Genomic DNA, 18,446 nt, shown 5'->3' with positions numbered 1-18,446 from the left:
CCCCGTGAGGGCCTGACCGGCGGGTACGACGGGCCCGGCACCACTCCCCCGTGGGAGGGTGCGGGGCCCGTCGGCGTGCAGCGGGTGGCGGGCGGAGGCCCGGCCGGTCAGACCTCGGCGGGCGCCGCGGCGAGCCGGTCGAGGTAGCGCTCCGCGGCGCGCAGCTTGCGCCCGTCCGGGCCCGGCAGGTGGGCGCGCAGCTCGATGATCTCCGGGGCGATCCGGATCGCCTCGGTGCGGTCGGTGACGGCCCGCCAGCAGGCCTCGGCATTGGTCGCCGCCCGCTGGGTCTCCGGGTCGTCCGCACCGAGCGTGCCGAGCAGGGCGATCGCCACCTCGCGGTACAGCGCGGCGGCGAGCACGGCCCGGCCGGCCAGCCGGGAGACGTGCGCCCGCACCTGGCGGACCTGGAGCACCTGCGGGTCGGCCGGGCCGTGTGCCTCCAGCACCTCGGCCTCCAGGCCGAGCGCGAGGTCGGCGGCGGTGTCGTGGTCGCCCGCGTCGGCGGCCCGCACGATCCGGCCGACCGCCTCGCGGTACGCCGCCAGCGGATCCGCCGACGGGCCGGCCGGCCCGCCGGTGCCGGACAGCGCCGCGGGCTTGGCGAGATCCACGGTCGGCCCGGCGGCGGCCGGCGGCGCGGGCGCGTCGAACGGGCCCGGGGCGTGCTGCGGCGCGTCGAACGGACCGGGCGCGGCGGACGGGGCCGGGCCGTCGAACGGATTGGGGGCGCCCTTGCCCAGCTCGACCCGCGGCAGGTCGGCGATCGACAGGGTGGTGTCGGGCAGGCCCGCGCCCGGCAGGTCGGCACCTGACGGTTCGGCACCCGAGAGCCCGGCGCCGGTCTTGCGCAGCGACACCGGGCGGGGCGGGCGCGGCGGGGTCGGCGGGACGCCGGGCTTCAGCAGCGACACCGGGCCGCGCGGCCCGGACGGCGCGGGCGCCGGTGCGGCGAGCGGCTTGGCCAGGGTGACCCGGGCGGCCGCGGAGGCCTTCGGCCGGGCCGTCCGGGCCGGCGGGCGGGGCAGGACGGCGGCCGGCCGCGGCGACTCGCTGAGCCGCATCTCCGTGGAGGGATCGCCGGCCTGCCGCGAGGTGTTGCGGAACACCCGGCGGTCCGGGGCGTGCGTGGTGAGCAGGACGGCGTCCGGGCGGAGTACCGAGTGGACCTGCCCGCGGACCTGTTCGGGGGCGAGCAGCGGGCCCGCGCCGGGCACGCCGACGTGCAGCACCTCGATCAGTGCACGGGTGAACGTGCCCACCTGGTCCGGGTCCGGGTTGACCACCGCCCAGAGCGGGACGCCGTCGGTCAGCGGCGAGATGGTGCTCTGCACCAGCGGCCAGGCGGCCGGATCCGCACTCAGGTCGCCGACCACCAGGGTGTCCCAGTCCTGCGGGCGGTGCCGCAGCTCGGCGGCCACCGCCTGCCAGGGCAGGGTCTCGTGGGAGCGGGTGTCACGGAGCGTCAGGAAGAGCTGCTCGGCGCGCCGGTCGGTGACCAGGTGGCCGCCCAGGTGGACCAGCAGCGGCCCGGGGTGCCGGGCGGCCGCGCGCAGGTGCGCCAGGACGGTCTGCGGATCGCCCGCGCCGGGCAGGTGGACGGCGTCGACCGCGTCCGCCGCCAGCAGGATGTGCGGCGGGACGGCGGCGAGCATCGTCGACAGCACCGGGGCCTGGGTCTGGCCGCGCCCCCACGGGCGCCGTCCGGCCTGGCCGTAGCCGCCCTCGACGACCAGGATCCGGCCGCGCAGCCCGGCACCCATCCCGCGCAGCGGGGGCTGCGCCGCTCCGGCGGCCACGGGCGGTGCGGCCGCGGCGGCGGGCGGGGGCGGCAGGGTGATCGCCGGCATGGTGGACGTCCAGCCGGTGCTCGGCATCGGCGGCGGTGCCTGCGGGTACGGCGGGGCAGCCGGCTGTCCCGGGGCCGGCTCCGCGTCGAACGGGATCCGCTCGCCGCCTCCGGAGGCCGCTGTCACGTCCGCCACTCCCGGTCACCCGCCCCTGCCCCGCCGCCCGCCGCGACACTTCGTTCCGTCCGCGCGGTGGCTGCCACCGCGTCGATTTCGCCACCTTACGGGGTGTTCCCTCGGGCGGGCCAGGCCGGGTGGCGGGCGATCGCGGCGGGCGGTGCGCCGGGGCCGTCGGACCGTCAGTAGGTCACGGTGATCCGGCGGGCCGGGCCGTCGACCCGGATCCGGCCGCCGTACGGGAGGACGACCTGGGGGTCGGTGTGGCCGAGGTCGACGTCGAAGACCGCCATGGTGTCCGGCGCGTACGCGGCCAGGGCCCGCAGCACCGCCTCGCGCTGCGCGGCGCGGTGGGCCGCCCGCTCCTCGGGGCGCTTCGGCGAGCCGAAGGACCACGCCTTGGCCCGGCCCATCAGCAGCGCCGGGAAGCGCGCGAGGAGCCCGCGCTCGCCCATGTTGCGCAGCGTGCGGTAAACGACGTCGGCGGAGGGGAGTTCCTCGGAGGTCTCCAGGAAGAGCACGCAGCCCTCGTACTCCTCGGGGCTGCGGACGGCCCGGTCGGCCATCATCAGCCAGCCGAGGACCTCCAGGCTGCCGCCCCAGCCGGCGCCCTCGACGACCCGGTCGGCCCGGTGCCACGTCCAGCCCCCGGCGGGCTCCAGCTCGGGTTCGGCGTCGAGGGCGGCCGGGTCCTCCCAGTCACGTTCGACGTCGGTGAACGCGGCGGGCTCGGTCAGCTCGTACGGGCCGGAGCCGAGCAGCGCGGCGCGCAGCGACCCGGCGGTGGCCGGGTGCATCGCACCGGGGCGGCCGAACTGCACCATCACGCTGCCGCCGTGGTAGCCGACGGTGCCCAGGTTCCAGAGGTAGGCGAGCAGGTTGGTGTTGTCGCTGTAGCCGAAGAACGGCTTGGGGTCGGCCCGGATCAGCTCGGCGTCCAGGTGCGGCAGCACGGTGATCTGGTCGTCGCCGCCGATGCTGGCGATCACGGCCCTGATGCCGGGGTCGGCGAAGGCGGCGTTGATGTCGGCCGCCCGCTCCTGCGGCGTGCACCCCATCCGGCGAGTGGTCGGGTACTCGACCGGCTTGAGGCCGAAGTCCTCGACCAGGCGCCGCAGTCCGAGGTCGAACGGGAGCGGGAAGACCTCCGGCAGTCCGGCGGACGGCGAGAGGACGGCGACCCGGTCGCCGGGTCGCGGCTTCGGCGGGTACACATGGCTTGTCATGTCCGGAGGATAGTCGCCGGGCGACTCCGTGCCCGAACGGATTTCCGCCGGCGGCCCGCGCGGACCCGAAGGAGCGGGCCGGGGCGCGCCGGTGCGGTCAGCTCCGTCGGTAGTGCGCGAGGTACGCGGCCGCCCCGGCGTCGACGGCCTCCTCGCCGTAGCCGTGCAGGGCGAGCCAGAGGCGGTTCTCCACCCAGAAGCGGTAGGCGAATTCCTCGAAGGAGGAGGCGCACTGGGCGATGGACCCGAACCAGTCCACCGGCACGTCCGGCTCGTCCGGTGCGGGCGCGTCCGTGAGGTCCAGCGGGGAGGCCACCACGAAGGCCTCGCCCGAGGGGCGGAGGTAGAGGTACCAGTGCACGCAGTCCTGCTGGTCGCGCAGGAAGCGGACCAGGAAGGCGCCCTCCTCGACGGGGCTCGGCACCGGTGCGCAGACGTCCGTCCAGCAGGCGGTGGCGGACACCGCGTCGAGCGCCCGGTGGCTGTCGGTGCCGGTCTGGAAGGCGGTGAAGTCCGCGGGCAGCGCCAGCCCCGCACCGGCCAGTTCGGCGGCGACGGCGTCCAGGTGCGCCACCAGCTCCGGCACCGCCGGGCCCGTCCCGCCGAGCCACCCGAACCCGCCGTCGAAGCGGTCCGCGTCCAGCGGCGGCAGGTCGTCCGGGTCGTACCACTCGTACGTGCCGCCGCACGGCCGGTGCGGCCCGAGGTCGGTGGCACACCAGGCGCCCTGGAAGACGGGACGGTAGGACGGGGCTGCGGCGGTCACGGTGCTCCTCGGTACGGCGGCTGCGGCGCGGCCGCGGTCGGCCGCGGCACCCGCCATCCTGCCGAGGGGGACTGACAGCCCGTCGCGCCCGGGCGCGGGGTCAGGGCCGGCCGCCGTGCTCGGCCAGCGTCCGTTCGATGGCGGCGCGCAGGAAGGCGCGGGCCCGCAGGCCGCGGCGCAGGCGCCGCAGCGGCCCGGTGCGCCCGGGGCGCTCGGCGTACCGGCGGCGGTGGATGTCCCGCACGACGTCCGCGGGCGCTCCGAGCCCCGGCAGCACCTCCAGCGCCTCTCCCTTGGTGACCATCCGCCCGTCGCGCAGGGTGACGGTGGCCCGCGCCAGCACCAGCAGGCCGAGGTCGACCCACGGGTCGCGCAGCCAGCGGACGGGGTGCCCGGTCGCCGGGTACCAGTACTCCCGGAGGTCGCGCAGGATGTGCTCGGCGAGCTCCCGCTCGGACAGCGGCGGCAGCAGGTCGCCCGGCGGCGGCCCGTACAGCACCCGGCCGCCGTCGAGGAGTTCACGGCGGCTGACCGCCGTCACCGGCCGCTCCAGCAGGCCGCCGTGCGCCCAGGTGAGGTGGGGCAGCGCGGCGTCCGCGACCGCGTCCGCGGCCAGGTACGAGCAGTGCAGCTTGGCGGCGGCCGGCTCGTCGGCGGCCAGCCGGCGGTGCAGTGCTTCCAGCGCCGCCCGGTCGGGGGCGGCCGGCACCACCGCGATCAGGTCGAGGTCGCTGCGCCCGTGCCGGTAGTCGCCGAGGGCGAGGGAGCCGTGCACCCAGACCGCGACGGGGTCGGCCACCGCCCGCAGGTCGGCCGTGAAGCGCGCCAGCAGCGGCTCGGGGCCGGCCGCGGTCACCGGCCGCCGCCCGCGGACAGGTGGGCGGCGAGCACCGCGGCCTCGGCCCGCAGCCGCTCGGCCCGGTCCTGGTGGCCGCGCGCGGCGTAATCGTCGGCGGCCGCCCCCCCGGGGGCGGGGCGCGCGCCCGGCGGCCGGGCGCGGCCAGGGGTGCGGCCAGTCGTCGACGGGCAGCACGGCGAACGGCTGGGCGTGCCCGCGGGCGGCGGGGGTGCGCAGGTGGTGGGTGCCGCCGCGGAGCACCGCGAAGTCCTGGCCGTGGCTGGACTTCACGTCGAGCACCTCGGTCGCGTACCAGCCGCAGTACGCGGTCAGCGAGCGGCCGGGTTCGATCCGCAGGGTGAGCGCGGGCCGCCCGGCGAGCAGCTTCGCCAGTCCGGTGCCGAAGGCCGTCCAGTCGAAGCGGCGGCCCGGGTCGGTGTAGTCCACGGCCATGCCGCCGCCGAGATTGACCTCCTCGGCGCCGTGGCCGGTCGCGAAGTCCACGATCCGCTCGGCGACCGCGAGTTGGTCCTCGGCGTCGAGGCCGCTGGCCAGATGGGCGTGAATGCCGCGCAGCCGCAGCCGCCCGGCGGCGGGCCCGCGCAGCAGCCGCAGGCACTCCTCGACGCCCGCCGGGTCCAGGCCGAACGGGCTGGGCCGGCCGCCCATCGCCAGTGCCGCCGATTCCAGCCGGCCCGCGGGCAGGCCGAGGTTGGCCCGCAGCAGCACGTCGGCCGGCCGGCCGGACGCGGCCAGCCGGTGCAGCTCCTGGACGCTCTCGACGTGCCAGCGGTGCACGCCGGCGGCCGCCACCTCGGCGATCTCGGCGGGCGTCTTGCCGGGGCCGCCGAACGCCAGCGCGGCCCCGGGCACGGCCTGCCGGGTGTGCGCCCACTCCCCGCCGGAGGAGACCTCGTAGCCGTCCACGAAGGGCCGCAGCGCGGCCAGCAGCGCCGGTTCCGGGTTGGCCTTGACCGCGTAGTGGAGCTCCACCCGGGCGGGCAGCGCCGCCCGCACCGCGGCGGCGTGGGTCCGCAGCGCTGGCAGGTCGTACAGGTAGGCGGGCAGCCGGTCGGCGGGCAGTGCGGCGGCGCGCACGGCGACCCGGTCGGTGACGATCCGGTGGCCGCTCACCGCTGACCGCCCCGCGGGCGGGCCGCCTCGGCGAGCACGGACGGGGCGAGCGGCGAGGGCAGCCGGATGTAGCCGGCCTCGCGGTCGGCGCGGCGCTCCCAGCGGGTCAGCAGGTTGGCCTTGGCGGGCAGCGGTGCGCCGTCGAGCAGCGCGGTCAGCCGTGCGGGCCGGCCGTTCTGGTCGGCGAACTCGGCCAGCGCGGTGCGCAGTTCCCGCCAGAGCCGGACCTCCAGCCGGGGGGCGAGGGCGGGCGGCGCCTGGTCGGCGAGGGTGGCCAGCAGCTCGGACAGGTGGTTGACCACCAGGCAGTAGACCACCCGGTCCCAGCCCCGGTCGGCGTCGTAGGTCATCGGGCCGGCGACCTCCGGCGGCAGCGCGGCGAGGGCGGCGGCGTGCCGTTCGGGCAGCAGCTTGGTGCCCTCCAGGTCGCGCAGCACCACCTGGGCGGGCCGGCCGTCGCCGTCCACGCAGACGAGCACGTTCTGCAGGTGCGGTTCCAGCACGATGCCGTGCCGCAGGTACGCGTCGAGCACCGGCGGGACGAGCAGCCGCAGGTAGCGGGCCCACCAGTCGAGCGCCGCGCCGGGGCCGCCGCCGCCGAGCAGCACCGAGACGTGCGCCGAGCTGGTCGGGTACTCGTCGGCCACGGCGGCGGCGAGCAGCGGGGTGAGGCCGGGCCGCACGGCGGCGGCCAGGCCGTCCCGGACGATCAGCCCGAAGCCCTCGAACAGCGCGGTGTCCGGCCGGCCGTCCGGTCCGGGCAGCGCCAGCGTGCGGAAGGCGGGCTCGCGCAGCACCGCCGCCCCGGGATGCCGCCGGGCGAGGTCGGCCAGCGGGCCGGCCAGCAGCCGGGTCAGTGCGACCGCGCCGCGCAGCTCGTACGCGGCGTTCTTGCGCAGGCAGTTGGTGATCCGCACGTTCAGGCTGAACTTGAGGAAGGCGCCCGCGCCGTGCAGGGTGCGCACCGAGGCGGTGGCGGTGAACGGATCGCCCTGCGGGCCCAGGTCGAGCACGTCGCCGCGCTCCAGGGCGGCGGTCAGCAGCGGGTGGCCGGTGAGCAGCCGGTACTGCCAGGGGTGTGCGGGCAGCAGCCGGTAGCCGTCCGGGAGCCGGCCGCCCAGCCGGTCGAGCAGGTCGGCGGCCTCCGGGTCGGCGGCCTCCCCGGCCAGCAGGTCCGCCCGAACGGCGAGATGGCGCAGCCGGAAGGCGGCCCGCGCCTCCGGCGCCCACGCCGCCCACGCCGCCCGGTCGGCGCTGCGGGACTTGGGCGCCGGGTGGAAGCGGTGCCCGAACAGCAGGGCCTGCTCCGACTCCAGGTAGCGGTCCGGTCCGGGCGCCGGGCGGTCGGCCAGGCCGGCGGCCACCCCGGCGTGGCTGGCGGCCAGTTGCTCCAGGAACTCCTCGTTACGGATGCCGCCGCGCAGCGCCAGTTCGTCCTGCACGTGCTCGGCCAGCTCGCGCCAGCCCAGTTCGCGGGGGCCGTCCGGGGTGTCGGCGAGCACCGGGCCGGTGAAGCGGTGCGCCCCGGAGAGCGAGGTCCGGCGCAGCGCGATCCGCAGCAGCGAGCCGCGCCGGGGCAGCCGGACGAGCAGCCGGTCGCCGACCACGGCGGTCTGGTGCTCGGGCGCGGAGACCTCGCGCAGCAGGCAGTTGAGCAGGGTGTGGGCGACGGCCTCGTCGGCGGTGGGCAGCCGGTCCGGGGCCGAGCAGCGGCGGGCGTCGAGCCGGGTGGTCATACGGGTGCTCCCGCGGGGGTGTGGGCGGTCCGGGGCGGCCGGCCGGGTGGCCCGGCCGGTGCCGACCGCAGGTAGTTGGGCCCGGTGGTGTAGTGCTTGTTGATGTCGGCGGCGCCGGAGCGGGCCTTGTCGAGCAGCGTCCCGGCGGTGACCATCGCCTTCACCGGCAGCCGGTCGGCGCCGAGCAGGGCCGCGCGCAGCGGGCCGGCCGCGGCCCCGGCCCGGTCGAGGGCCTCGGTGAGGCGGTGGCGCAGCAGGCCGAGGGCGTGCGGCAGCGGTGCGTGGCCGTCCCGGGCGAGGGCGAAGGCCAGCGAGCCGGTGCAGAGGTGGCCGGTGATCGTGGCGAACAGGTCGGTGAGCGCCCGGTCGCCTCGGCAGCGGATCCTCGGGTCGTCGAACGCGACGGCGTACGGGGCGAGTTCGCCGATCCGGTCGGTGTTGATGCGCGGCCCGTCCTCGTCCTTGAACAGCAGCCGCAGCCGGGTGCGGCCGTCCGGCCGGTCGAGCACCAGGGAGGTGTTCTGCTGGTGGGACTCCAGGGCGATGCCGTACCGGAACAGCGTGGTGTGCCAGTCGAGCAGCAGGCGCAGCAGGTCGTCGTAGAGGGCCGGCACGTCGCCGTCGTGGAAGCGGTCGGCGAGGTGCTCCAGGACCGTCCGTCCGCCGGGCGCGCGGGCGGTCAGGGCGGCCAGCGGGGTAGTGACGGCGCCGTCGAGCCCGGCGGGCTGCCGGCGGACGAGGACGGCCAGCAGCTCGTGCCCGGAGTGCAGCCAGGTCTGCTCGCCGGCGTGCAGAATGCGGCCGGCGAAGCGCGGCTCGCGGGCGACCACGGCGGCGAGCAGGCGCTCCCCGGCGGCGCCGTCCGCGAGTGTGCCCGGCTTGACGGTGCGCCGGTTGCGCAGGCCCAGGGTGCTGGTGGCGAGCGGCAGTTTGAGGTGCAGGGCCGGGTCGTCGGCGACCGCGACGGTGCGCATCGACAGGGTGGGCCGAACGGCGAGGTACGGGTGCTCGGCGAGCCGGGCGCCGGGCACCGCGGCGAGCAGCGGGCGGGGGTCGGTGAGCGGGTGGAGCGGCAGTGCGGTGCCCGGCCCGGGCAGGCCGAGGTCGGCGGGGGAGGGCCACCGGTCGGGCAGCGGGCCGGGGCCGCGCTCCAGCGGCGCCCCCGGCGGCAGGACGAGCCAGCGCAGCTCGAACCGGGGGTGGAACTCGGGTGCGTGGGCCAGCAGCTGGGCGTCGTCCAGGCCGGCCCGGCCGCGTCCTGCCGGGTGCACCGGGTGCTCCAGATGGGCCGCCAGCGTGTCGAGGCCGAGCGTGCCGCGGTGGCCCGTCCAGTCGGCCGGGTCCGGGCCGAGCCGTGCGGTCAGGCGGTCCAGGACCTCGGGCCGGTGGGCGGTGAGCAGTCGGTCGGCGGCCAGCGCCCGGCGGCACTCCTCGGCGAACGCGGCGTGGCCGGCCCGGTCGCGCGGGTCGGCGAGGCCGGCGACCGCGGCGAGGATCCCGTCCAGGCCGGTGACCGCCCGGCCGTCGACCTCCAGCAGCGGGCGGCGGGCCGTCCAGCGGCTCTGGAAGCCGTCCTCGGCGACCGGCAGGGCGCAGCGCGGGCCGGCCAGCCAGGGGCCGTCGGCGCGGTGGGTGAGGGTGCCGGCGGAGCGCAGCCCGAGGACGTCCTCGCGGTGCAGTGCGCCGAGGACGCGCAGGGTGAGCGCGTCCTCGGGCCCGTCGGTGGGGCCGGGGCCGGTCACGGGGCGATCTCCCAGCGGTTGGCGGCGAGGAAGTCGCCGACCGCGCCGTCCACGGCGGCCCGGTCGGTGCCGACCGCCCAGACCAGGCCGAGGTAGTCCCGGTTGGTGCGGTGGTGCTCGTGGTACTCGCCGACCGCGCGCACCGGCCGGTAGACCAGGTGGACGCCGCCGCCGCGGTGCTCCTGGGCCGGCGGCGCCGCGGTGAGGGTGCCGGCGCGGTCCGCGCAGACCGCCCGGTTCTGGCCGAACATGCCGGTGCGGGCGCCGAGTTCGGCGGGCAGTGGCTGGCCGAGGTGGACCCGGAGCACGTGCTCGAAGTACGGGATGCCCAGCAGGCGGGCCAGCATCAGGTCGCACTGGTCGCCGATGGCACGGTAGTTGACCTCGATCAGCGAGGTGCTGCCGTCCGGGCGGAGCACGAACTCGGTGTGGCAGGCGCCGAGGCCCACCCCGAGCGCGTCCAGCCGGGCGAGCACCTGGTCGAGCACCGGCGCGGGCAGCTCGGGGACGAACTCCAGGGCCTCCTCGACGAAGTGGGGCGGCGGCGAGAGCCGGGTGCGGAAGCCGCCGAGGACGTGCCGCCGGGTGCCGTCGCCGAGGGTCTCCAGGGTGTGCAGGGTGCCGTCCAGGAACTCCTCGACGACCAGGGCGTCGTGGGGCCGGCGGGTGCGGATCTCGGCGCACCGGGCGGCGAGTCCGGCGGCGTCGGCGACCAGCGCGACGTCCTCGCTGGCGACCCCCTCGCGGGGTTTGACCACGCAGGGGAAGGGCGGGTCGAGGACGGCCGGGTCCTGGCCGGGGGCGAGTTCCAGCGCGCGGACCCGGTCCAGCCCGGCGGCGGCCAGGCAGCGCCGCAGCTCGGCCTTGTTCTTGGTCCGCAGGGTGGCCCGCCAGTCCTTGGCGGGCAGGCCGAAGTACCCGGCGGCCAGGGCGGCCTGGGTCTGCAGGTGGTCGCTGTTGGTGAACACCGCGTCCGGTGCGCGGTGCCGCCCGATCAGGGCGACCACCTCGCGGAAGTCGCGGACGTCGCAGGGGAGGATCTCGCAGCCGGCGGCCTCGGGCGGGGCGGCCGGCGCGGCGTGGGCGGCGCGGTGCGCGTCGGGGGAGTCGGTGAGCAGCGTGACGTCGAGCCCGAGCCGGGCGGCGGCGGGCAGGAAGCCCTCGGTGACGGAGTCGGTGGGGTTCAGGGCGAGCAGGTACAGCCGCATGGGCATCGTCCTCGGGGCGGTGGCGGGGCGGCGCGGGCGGTGCCCGGCGGTGCGCCGCGGTCGGGCGCCGGGCGGTCGGCGGTCGGCGGGATGCCGTCGATCGTGCCCGGGCGCGGGCGGGGGCAACCGTCGCCGGGCCGCCTGCGCCGCCCGGCCGATGCTCACCGGCCGTTCCGTCCTGGACACGGAACGGAACCTTAGGTTAGGCGTGCCTAATCGCGTCAAATCCACCGGTCGGCCGGGTGTCGGTGGGCCGAGGGGTCGTCAGGTGTGTAAGGTGAGGCAAGCCTTAGTTGATCACGGGGAGTCGGAATGCTCCAGCTGACGGCCGAACCGCGCCGCCCGTCCGGCGATGCAGCCGCCGACACCGCGGCGGTGCTGCGCCGCCTGCTCGGTGCCTGCCCGGACCTGCGGATCACCCCGGTGGCCCAACGGCCCGCCGGCGGGGGGTGGTGCTCCGGCCCGGAGCTCGCCCTCCGGGCGGAGGAGCTGGTGGCCGCCGAGGCCGACCGGATCGAGGCCCTGCACGGCACCCGGCCGGCGCGGCACGTCGCCGCGTCCCTGCTGCTGCACCACTACCTCTGGTCGGTCTGCCTGCTCGTCGCCGGGCCCTGGTACCTGGACGGCCTGGTGGTGCGCCCCGACCCGGCCGCGCTGTGGATCGACACCGCCACCGGTGACCTGGCCCTCGGCCCCGTCCGGGCGGCGCCGCTCGGCGGCCCCGACGAGGTCCGCGAGGCCGTCGCGGCGCACTGCGGCCCGGTGCTGGCAGCGTTCCGGCCGCTCGTCCGGCGCGGGCCGCACGCCCTGTGGGGCCTGGTCGGGGACGACCTGGCCTCGGCGCTGTCCTACCTCGGCCGGGCCCTCGGCGACGAGGACCGCGCGGTGGCCGCGGCCGAGGCGGTGCTGCCGGGCGGCACCGCGCCGTTCCCCGGCGCGGCGGGCTTCCGCCGGCTGGCCGCCGACGACGGCAGCCTCCACTGGACGCGCACCCGGCACGGCTGCTGCCTGTACTACGCGGTGCGCCCGGCGGAGGCCTGCCTCACCTGTCCGCGGACGTGCGACGCGGAGCGCCGGCGCCGGCTGGCGCCGTGACGGCCGCGGCCGGCCGCAGCCGGGAGACCGCCACCCCGGCGAGGCAGAGCGCGCCGCCGGCCAGCGCGGGCAGCGGGGGCACCTCGTCCAGCACCGCCCAGGCCATCAGCACCACCAGGGCGGGCACCGCGTAGGTGGTGGCGCCCATCCGCCCGGCGGTGGTCCGGGCGAGCGCGTACGCCCAGGTGGTGCACGCCAGCGCGGTGGGGAACAGGCCGAGGTAGACCATGTCCAGCACGGCGCCGGCCGGTGCCCGGCCCAGGTCGTGGAGGAGCTGCGGGGTGAACGGCAGGCAGAGCACGGCCCCGGTCAGGCAGCCGAAGGCGGTCACCTGGAGCGGCGAGGCGTACCCCAGCGCCGGCTTCTGGGCCACCACGCCGGCCGCGTAGGTGGCGGCCGCGAGCAGGCACAGGCCGATCCCGAGCGGGGTGCGGGCGCCGGCCGGCCCGGACGTCGACAGGCCGACCACCACCGCGCCGGTGAACGACACGGCCATCCCCGCGACCAGCATCCGGGGGAAGCCCTCGTGCAGCAGTACGCCGCCGAGCAGGGCGATCAGCAGCGGACCGGTGTTGACCACCATCGCCGCGGTGCCCGCGTCCACCAGCTGCTCGCCCCAGTTGAGGACCACCATGTAGACGCCGAACCAGACGGCGCCGGAGATCGCGATCCCCGGCCAGGCCTCCCGCCGGGGCAGCCCCTCGCCGCGGTGCAGCAGCAGGGCCACCAGCGCCACCGAGCCGGTCAGCAGCCGGCCGAGCGCCAGCGCCCCCGGCCCGAAGTGGCCGCCGGCGTCCCGGATCGCGACGAAGGCGGAGGCCCACAGCAGCACGGTGACGGCGGCCGCGGCGTGCGCCCGGCGGTCGGCCGCCGGGCGGTCGATCGGAGTCGAGTCCATGCCCGCACGCTACCGGCCCGACGCTTCGGCCCCGACCGAAATACCGGGTGCCCCACCGCCGTTCACCGCCGGTCCGGTCAGCCGACCGCCGCCGGTACCGGCGCCTCGGCCGGCCGGGGCCTGCGCCGGTACGTCCGGTCGGTGGCGGTGCACAGCGCCAGCAGCAGGGCCGCCGCGGCCGAGCCGCAGGTCACCGTGAACGGCGCGGTCGGCCCGTACCGCTGCGCCGCCCAGCCGGCCGCCAGGGTGCCGGCCGACTGGGCCAGCGTGATGCTGCTGACCAGGGCCGCCATCGCCTCGCCCAGCCGCTCGCCCGGTACGCTCCGCTCGGCCAGGCCGAACATGGTGATCATCTGGGGTGCCACCGCGAGGCCGAGGCAGCCGACCGCCGCCGCCAGGGCGCCCACCCCGCCGACGGCGGGCAGCAGCAGCGAGGCGGCCAGCAGCAGGACCGTCGCCCACCGCAGCCGCAGCGGCAGGTCCCAGCGGGCAGGCAGTGCGGCGGTCGCCAGGCCCGCGACGGCGCTCGTCCCGCCGAGCAGCCCGTAGACCAGCCCGGCCGCCCCGGGCCGCCCGTACGCCTCGGTCACCGCGGTCACCCCGACCTGGACCGAGCCGAAGCAGATGCCGAGCAGTGCCATCCCGGCCAGCAGCAGCCCGTACGCGGGGTTGAGCAGCCGCTCGGCGGAGCGCTGCCGCGGTCCGCCGGGCGGGGAGGCGGTGGGGTGGCGGGCGAACAGGGTGCCGCAGACGCCGACCAGTGCGGCGGCCAGCAGCAGGCCCCAGGCCGGGCCGGCGAGGCCGGCGAGCAGACCGATCAGGGCCGGGCCCGCGGTGAAGCTGATCTCGTCCACGGTGCCGTCCAGCCAGAGCGCCGCCGCGGTGGCGGCCCGGTCGCCGTCCGCGAGCCGGACCCAGCGGCTGCGCGAGAGCGGTCCGACCAGCGGTACCGAGGCGCCGATCAGGACGGCGAAGCCGATCTGGACGGCGAGTGCGGCCCCGGCGGTGGAGGCGGCGACCAGCGCCAGGATCGCGGTGGCGTTCACGGCCGCCGCGGCCAGACCGATCCGGCGCTGCCCGCGGCGGTCGGCGAGCCGGCCGACCAGCGGCCCGCCGACGGCCTGGGCGGTGGCGAGGGCGCCGGTCACCGCGGAGCCCTGCCAGACGCTGCCGGTCTCGCGGCTGACCAGCAGCAGGGCGCCGATCGGGCACATCGCGTTGGGCAGCCGGCCCAGCAGCGACCAGAGCAGCACCCGGCGGCCGGTCAAGCGGGTGGCGGTGCGGAACGTCGAGCGTGCGGCCATCGCGGCCGGCCCCCATCCGGGCCGGGCCCGGGCGCCCGCCTCCCGGCCTCCGGCCCCGAACGTCCGGACGGTCCGCGGGTGTTGACCCTGCCACCCTAGGCGGGCCCGGCGGCCGCCGGAACGGTCCGATCGCCCAGCGGATCGCACAGCGCGGCGGCGTCCGGTTTGGACGACCCGACAGGCGGGATCAGACGATCCGTCAGGATCCCTGCGTCAGGCTCTCGTAGGCCTCGCGCACCCGGCGGTCCATGGCCAGCGAGAACTGCGCGTCGGCGACCGCCCGGGCCAGCGGGCGCACCCGGCGGATCCGCTCGGTCAGCACGGCGGCCTCCTCGGGGCTGAGGTCCTCCACGTGCGCCAGGTCGCCCAGCAGGTGGTCCCGGGCGAGGTCGGTGAACGCCCCGGCCACGGCGTCCGCGTGCTCCTGCGCCCGGCGGCTGACCGCGAGCACCGCGGCCAGCGGGACGCCCTCCTCGACCAGGGCGATGGTGGCGTCCATCAGCCGGCGGCTGATGTGGGTGATGCCCTCGTCCTCGACGGTGATGTAGCCCTGGGCGATCGACTCGGCGGTGTTCTCGGGGGTGAGCTGGTCGCCGAAGGCGTCGACGACCTCCGCCCAGGCCATCCGGACGGGGGTCTCGTCGGACCACGGGGCGGTGATCTCGTTGCGCAGGCCGATCAGGTCGGCGACGTCCCGGCCGCGCTCGCCCGCGCCGATCAGCTCGGTGATGCCGCCGAGCGTGTGCCCGCGGTCCAGCAGTTCGCCGATCATGCGCAGCCGGGCCAGGTGCTCCTCGCCGTACCAGGCGATCCGGCCCACCTTGCGGGGCGGCTGGAGGAGCTTGCGCTCGCGGTAGAAGCGCAGGGTGCGCACGGTGATGCCGGCCGCCTCGGCGAGTTCCTCGACGCGGTACTCCCGGGCCCGTCCGGTGCTGCTGATCTCCGCCACGCCGCTCAGCATAGGCGGCGGCCCACGGCAACGGATGTCGCCGGCCTCCTTCCGCGAACCGCCGGCACGGGCTACCCTGCCGATCGTGCCAGTGTTTACTGGCGCGGTTTGAATGGACGGACCAGCCGCCCCGCGCAACGCCCCCGCCCCCTCGCCCAGGAGCCGCCGCATGGCACCCCGCAGCAAGCAGACACCCGCGCCGACCCCCGTCCCCCACGTGCGGGTCGCCGTGATCGGATCCGGCTTCGGCGGCCTCGGCGCCGGCGTGCGCCTGCGCCGCGCCGGCATCACCGACTTCGTCATCCTGGAGCGCGCCGACGCGGTCGGCGGCACCTGGCGCGACAACAGCTACCCCGGCTGCGCCTGCGACGTCCCCTCCCACCTGTACTCCTTCTCCTTCGCGCCCAACCCCGAGTGGCCGCGCAGCTTCTCCGGCCAGCCGGACATCCGCGCCTACCTGGAGAAGGTCGCCGACACCTTCGGTCTCCGCCCGCACCTGCGGTTCGGCGCCGAGGTCCTGGAGGCCCGCTGGGAGGAGGACGCCACCCGCTGGCGGCTCACCACCCGCGCCGGCGAATGGACCGCCGACGCCGTGGTCTCCGCCGCCGGCCCGCTCGCCGACCCGCAGATCCCCGACATCCCGGGCCTCGCGGACTTCCCCGGCACGGTCTTCCACTCCTCGCGCTGGGACCACGACTACGACCTCGCCGGCAAGCGCGTCGCCGTGGTCGGCACCGGCGCCTCCGCCGCGCAGATCATCCCGGCCATCCAGCCGAAGGTCGGCCGGCTCACCGTCTTCCAGCGCACCCCCGCCTGGGTGCTGCCGCGCCGAGACCGCGAGATCACCGGCCTGGAGAAGTGGCTGCACGGCGCCCTGCCGCCGACCGGCGCGCTGCGCCGCGGCACGCTCTTCGCCCTGCGCGAGCTCCAGGTGGACGCCTTCGTCCGCCGCCCCGGCCTGCTGAGGGCCGTTCAGCGGATCGCCGAGCGGCACATCGCCCGCGGCGTCGCCGACCCCGCGCTGCGCGCCCGGCTCACCCCGGACTACCGGATCGGCTGCAAGCGGATCCTGCTCAGCAACACCTACTACCCGGCGCTGGCCGCGGCCAACACCGAGGTGGTCCCGACCGGCCTGCGCGAGGTCCGCGGCTCCACCCTGGTCGGCGCGGACGGCAGCGAGCACGAGGTGGACGCCATCGTGTTCGGCACCGGCTTCCACGTCACCGACATGCCGATCGCCCAGCGGGTGCACGGCATCGGCGGGCGCAGCCTGGCCGAGGAGTGGAAGGGCGGCATGGAGGCGCTGCGCGGCTCCACCGTCCGCGGCTTCCCCAACCTGTTCTTCGTGATCGGCCCCAACACCGGCCTCGGCAACAGCTCGATGATCCTGATGATCGAGTCCCAGCTGAACTACCTGGTGGACGCGCTCACCACGCTCTCCTCGGTCGGCGCCACCGCGATGCAGCCCACCGCGCGCGCCCAGCGCCACTGGAACCTCGAACTCCAGCAGCGGATGTCCCGCACCGTCTGGACGACCGGCGGCTGCCGCAGCTGGTACCTCGACGACCAGGGCCGCAACACGGTGCTCTGGCCCGGCTCCACCACCTCCTTCCGCCGGGCCACCCGCCGGGTTGACCTCGCCGAGTACGACCTGATCAAGCGGGACGCCCGGGTCGGTGCGGAGGTGGCCGCGTGATCGCCCCGGACTTCGTCCTGCCGGACCCGGCGGCGGTCCACCGGATCCGCTCCGCCGACGGCACCGGCCTCAACGCCGAGGTGTACGGCCCCGAGGGGGCGCCGGTGGTGGTGCTGGCGCACGGCTGGACGTGCTCCACGCCGTTCTGGGCGCCCGTGGTCAACCGGCTGGCCGCCGACCACCGGGTGATCGCCTACGACCAGCGCGGACACGGCCGCAGCGAGGCCCCGGCCGGCCCGGACGGCTACGGCACCGGCAAGCTGGCCGACGACCTCGGGGCCGTGCTCGCCGCACTCGTCCCGGCGGGGGAGCGGGCGGTGCTGGCCGGCCACAGCATGGGCGGCATGACGATCATGGCCGCCGCCGACCGGGCCGAGGTGCTCGACCGGACGGCCGGCGCGGTGCTGATCAGCACCGGCCCCGCCGACCTGGTCGCGGAGCTGCTGGTGGTGCCGGCCGCCGTCCGCCCGGCGGGGCTGCGCCGGGCACTGCACCGGCTCGTCCTGGAGTCCCGGCTGCCGCTCGGGCCGGTGACCGCGGTCAGCCGGGCGCTGCTGAAGTACGCCACCATGGGCCCGCGCACCCCCGCCGCGGAGGTGGCGGCCTGCGCCCGGGTGGTGCACGCCTGCCCGACCGCCGTCCGGTACCAGTGGGCGAAGGTGCTCGGCGCGCTGGACGTGACGGCGGGCCTGGCGAAGCTCGCCGTGCCGACCGCCGTGGTGGTCGGCAGCCACGACCGGCTGACCCCGCCGGTGCACGCCCGCCGGATGGCCGCCGCGCTGCCGGACCCGCAGGGGCTGCTGGAGCTGCCCGGGGCCGGCCACATGTCGCCGATGGAGCGGCCCGCCGAGGTCGCCGCCGAGATCCGCCGGATCGCCGCCCTGCACACCGCCACCACCCCGAGGAGTGAGTCCGCGTGAACCCGCCCCTGTCCTCCCAGGTCGTCGTCGTCACCGGGGCCGCCCGCGGCATCGGCGCCCTGATGGCCCGTACGCTCTCCGCGCAGGGCGCCAAGGTCGCCCTGGTCGGGCTGGAACCGGCCGAGCTCAAGGCGGTCGCCGCCGCGTGCGGCCCGCACGCCTCCGCGTGGGAGGCCGACGTCACCGACCTGGACGCGCTGACCGCGGTCGCCCGGCAGATCCAGGACCGCTACGGCCGGATCGACACCGTGGTGGCGAATGCGGGCATCGCGATCGGCGGCCCGCTGCTGGACAGCGACCACCGGGCCTTCACCCGGGTGATCGAGGTCAACCTGCTGGGGAGCGTCGCCACCGCCCGGGCGTTCCTGCCCGCGCTGGTGGAGAGCCGCGGCTACCTGCTGCAGATCGCCTCGCTGGCCGCGCTCACCCCCGCGCCGCTGATGTCCGCGTACTGCGCCAGCAAGTCCGGCGTGGAGGCCTTCGCGCACGCGCTGCGCGCCGAGGTCGCCCACCAGGGCGTGCGGGTCGGCGTCGGCTACCTGAGCTGGACCGACACCGACATGGTGCGCGGCGCCGACCAGGACACCGTGCTGGCCCAGATGCGGGCCCGGCTGCCGTGGCCGGCCAACAAGACGTATCCGCTGGGCCCGGCGGTGGACCGCCTGGTGGCGGGCATCGCCCGCCGCTCGGTGCACGTGTACGCGCAGGCCTGGCTGCGCGGCATGCAGCCGATCCGCTGGCTGGTGCCGTCCGTGGTGGCGCTGGGCGGCCGGCGCGACATGGCGCGGCTGGAGCCGCGGCTGAGGGAGACCGCGGGCAGCCGGCGGAACCCGGTGGGCGCCGGCGGCGCCGCGGACACCGCCGCCCGTGCGGCGCACGACCCGTCCGATGGGGCGGCCGGGTAGCGACACGTGCGCCGCCCGAGGGGCGGTGCGGTGCGCCGGGGCCCGGAGATCCGCGGCCCCGG

13 protein-coding genes and 1 pseudogene are annotated in these 18,446 nt (G+C 77.3%); 4 read left to right on the top strand and 10 right to left on the bottom strand.

All coding sequences use genetic code 11. From position 1 onward, the window contains the following. Positions 1-107: 107 nt before the first annotated feature. The 7 genes and pseudogenes from ACFV0G_RS04300 to ACFV0G_RS04270 all read right to left on the bottom strand — a co-directional run bounded on the left by ACFV0G_RS04300 (position 108) and on the right by ACFV0G_RS04270 (position 10,617). Positions 108-1,976, bottom strand: a complete 1,869-nt coding sequence (locus tag ACFV0G_RS04300) for a hypothetical protein (RefSeq protein ID WP_380541348.1) — start codon at positions 1,974-1,976, stop codon at positions 108-110. A 173-nt stretch (positions 1,977-2,149) separates the two neighbouring features. Then, positions 2,150-3,193: a S66 peptidase family protein gene (locus ACFV0G_RS04295; protein WP_380541345.1), complete on the bottom strand. Its 1,044-nt coding sequence runs from the start codon at positions 3,191-3,193 to the stop codon at positions 2,150-2,152. A gap of 97 nt (positions 3,194-3,290) precedes the next feature. Then, positions 3,291-3,959 carry a hypothetical protein gene (locus ACFV0G_RS04290; RefSeq protein ID WP_380541342.1) on the bottom strand — a complete coding sequence of 223 codons (669 nt, stop codon included), beginning with the start codon at positions 3,957-3,959 and terminating at the stop codon, positions 3,291-3,293. Between the two features lie 985 nt (positions 3,960-4,944). Then, a pseudogene (locus tag ACFV0G_RS04285) lies at positions 4,945-5,916 on the bottom strand (alanine racemase); the annotation flags it as partial. An 11-nt stretch (positions 5,917-5,927) separates the two neighbouring features. Continuing rightward, positions 5,928-7,667: an IucA/IucC family protein gene (locus tag ACFV0G_RS04280; protein WP_380541339.1), complete on the bottom strand. Its 1,740-nt coding sequence runs from the start codon at positions 7,665-7,667 to the stop codon at positions 5,928-5,930. Further along, positions 7,664-9,409, bottom strand: coding sequence for an IucA/IucC family protein (locus tag ACFV0G_RS04275; RefSeq protein WP_380541336.1), 1,746 nt, complete (start codon positions 9,407-9,409; stop codon positions 7,664-7,666). The genes ACFV0G_RS04280 and ACFV0G_RS04275 overlap by 4 nt, the downstream gene beginning before the upstream one ends. Beyond that, positions 9,406-10,617 (bottom strand): acetyl-CoA carboxylase biotin carboxylase subunit family protein, encoded by a 1,212-nt coding sequence (locus ACFV0G_RS04270; RefSeq protein ID WP_380541333.1) that lies wholly within the window; start codon positions 10,615-10,617, stop codon positions 9,406-9,408. The genes ACFV0G_RS04275 and ACFV0G_RS04270 overlap by 4 nt, the downstream gene beginning before the upstream one ends. A gap of 312 nt (positions 10,618-10,929) precedes the next feature. Between ACFV0G_RS04270 and ACFV0G_RS04265 the strand changes: the two genes are divergently transcribed. Then, positions 10,930-11,712, top strand: coding sequence for a (2Fe-2S)-binding protein (locus ACFV0G_RS04265; protein ID WP_380541330.1), 783 nt, complete (start codon positions 10,930-10,932; stop codon positions 11,710-11,712). Here the strand turns inward: ACFV0G_RS04265 and ACFV0G_RS04260 are convergent. The 3 genes from ACFV0G_RS04260 to ACFV0G_RS04250 all read right to left on the bottom strand — a co-directional run bounded on the left by ACFV0G_RS04260 (position 11,660) and on the right by ACFV0G_RS04250 (position 14,875). Beyond that, entirely contained in the window at positions 11,660-12,610 is a 951-nt protein-coding gene (locus ACFV0G_RS04260; RefSeq protein WP_380541327.1) for a DMT family transporter, read from the bottom strand. The two genes, ACFV0G_RS04265 and ACFV0G_RS04260, sit on opposite strands and share 53 nt — an antisense overlap. Before the next feature lie 77 nt (positions 12,611-12,687). Then, positions 12,688-13,914 (bottom strand): MFS transporter, encoded by a 1,227-nt coding sequence (locus ACFV0G_RS04255; protein WP_380541324.1) that lies wholly within the window; start codon positions 13,912-13,914, stop codon positions 12,688-12,690. A gap of 199 nt (positions 13,915-14,113) precedes the next feature. Further along, positions 14,114-14,875 carry a MerR family transcriptional regulator gene (locus ACFV0G_RS04250; RefSeq protein ID WP_380541321.1) on the bottom strand — a complete coding sequence of 254 codons (762 nt, stop codon included), beginning with the start codon at positions 14,873-14,875 and terminating at the stop codon, positions 14,114-14,116. Positions 14,876-15,032: 157 nt separating this feature from the next. Between ACFV0G_RS04250 and ACFV0G_RS04245 the strand changes: the two genes are divergently transcribed. The 3 genes from ACFV0G_RS04245 to ACFV0G_RS04235 are packed head-to-tail and all read left to right on the top strand — an operon-like array spanning position 15,033 to position 18,384. After that, on the top strand, positions 15,033-16,559 hold the full coding sequence (locus tag ACFV0G_RS04245) for a flavin-containing monooxygenase (RefSeq protein WP_380541318.1): 1,527 nt from the start codon (positions 15,033-15,035) through the stop codon (positions 16,557-16,559). Then, positions 16,556-17,479 carry an alpha/beta fold hydrolase gene (locus tag ACFV0G_RS04240; RefSeq protein ID WP_380541315.1) on the top strand — a complete coding sequence of 308 codons (924 nt, stop codon included), beginning with the start codon at positions 16,556-16,558 and terminating at the stop codon, positions 17,477-17,479. Before ACFV0G_RS04245 ends, ACFV0G_RS04240 begins: the two co-directional genes overlap by 4 nt. Beyond that, positions 17,476-18,384: an SDR family oxidoreductase gene (locus ACFV0G_RS04235; RefSeq protein WP_380541312.1), complete on the top strand. Its 909-nt coding sequence runs from the start codon at positions 17,476-17,478 to the stop codon at positions 18,382-18,384. Before ACFV0G_RS04240 ends, ACFV0G_RS04235 begins: the two co-directional genes overlap by 4 nt. Positions 18,385-18,446: the final 62 nt, after the last annotated feature.

The sequence above is a fragment of the Kitasatospora sp. NPDC059571 genome, assembly GCF_042735675.1.
Lineage (GTDB): Bacteria > Actinomycetota > Actinomycetes > Streptomycetales > Streptomycetaceae > Kitasatospora.
Note: the sequence above shows the minus strand (reverse complement) of the source record. Positions and strands in the feature narration are given on the sequence as shown.

Coding starts and splice junctions, on each gene's coding strand:
- ACFV0G_RS04295 (WP_380541345.1), bottom strand. CDS start 3,193: ATGACAAGCCATGTGTACCCGCCGAAGCCGCGACCCGGCGACCGGGTC.
- ACFV0G_RS04280 (WP_380541339.1), bottom strand. CDS start 7,667: ATGACCACCCGGCTCGACGCCCGCCGCTGCTCGGCCCCGGACCGGCTG.
- ACFV0G_RS04270 (WP_380541333.1), bottom strand. CDS start 10,617: ATGCGGCTGTACCTGCTCGCCCTGAACCCCACCGACTCCGTCACCGAG.
- ACFV0G_RS04265 (WP_380541330.1), top strand. CDS start 10,930: ATGCTCCAGCTGACGGCCGAACCGCGCCGCCCGTCCGGCGATGCAGCC.
- ACFV0G_RS04260 (WP_380541327.1), bottom strand. CDS start 12,610: ATGGACTCGACTCCGATCGACCGCCCGGCGGCCGACCGCCGGGCGCAC.
- ACFV0G_RS04255 (WP_380541324.1), bottom strand. CDS start 13,914: ATGGCCGCACGCTCGACGTTCCGCACCGCCACCCGCTTGACCGGCCGC.
- ACFV0G_RS04250 (WP_380541321.1), bottom strand. CDS start 14,875: ATGCTGAGCGGCGTGGCGGAGATCAGCAGCACCGGACGGGCCCGGGAG.
- ACFV0G_RS04245 (WP_380541318.1), top strand. CDS start 15,033: ATGGCACCCCGCAGCAAGCAGACACCCGCGCCGACCCCCGTCCCCCAC.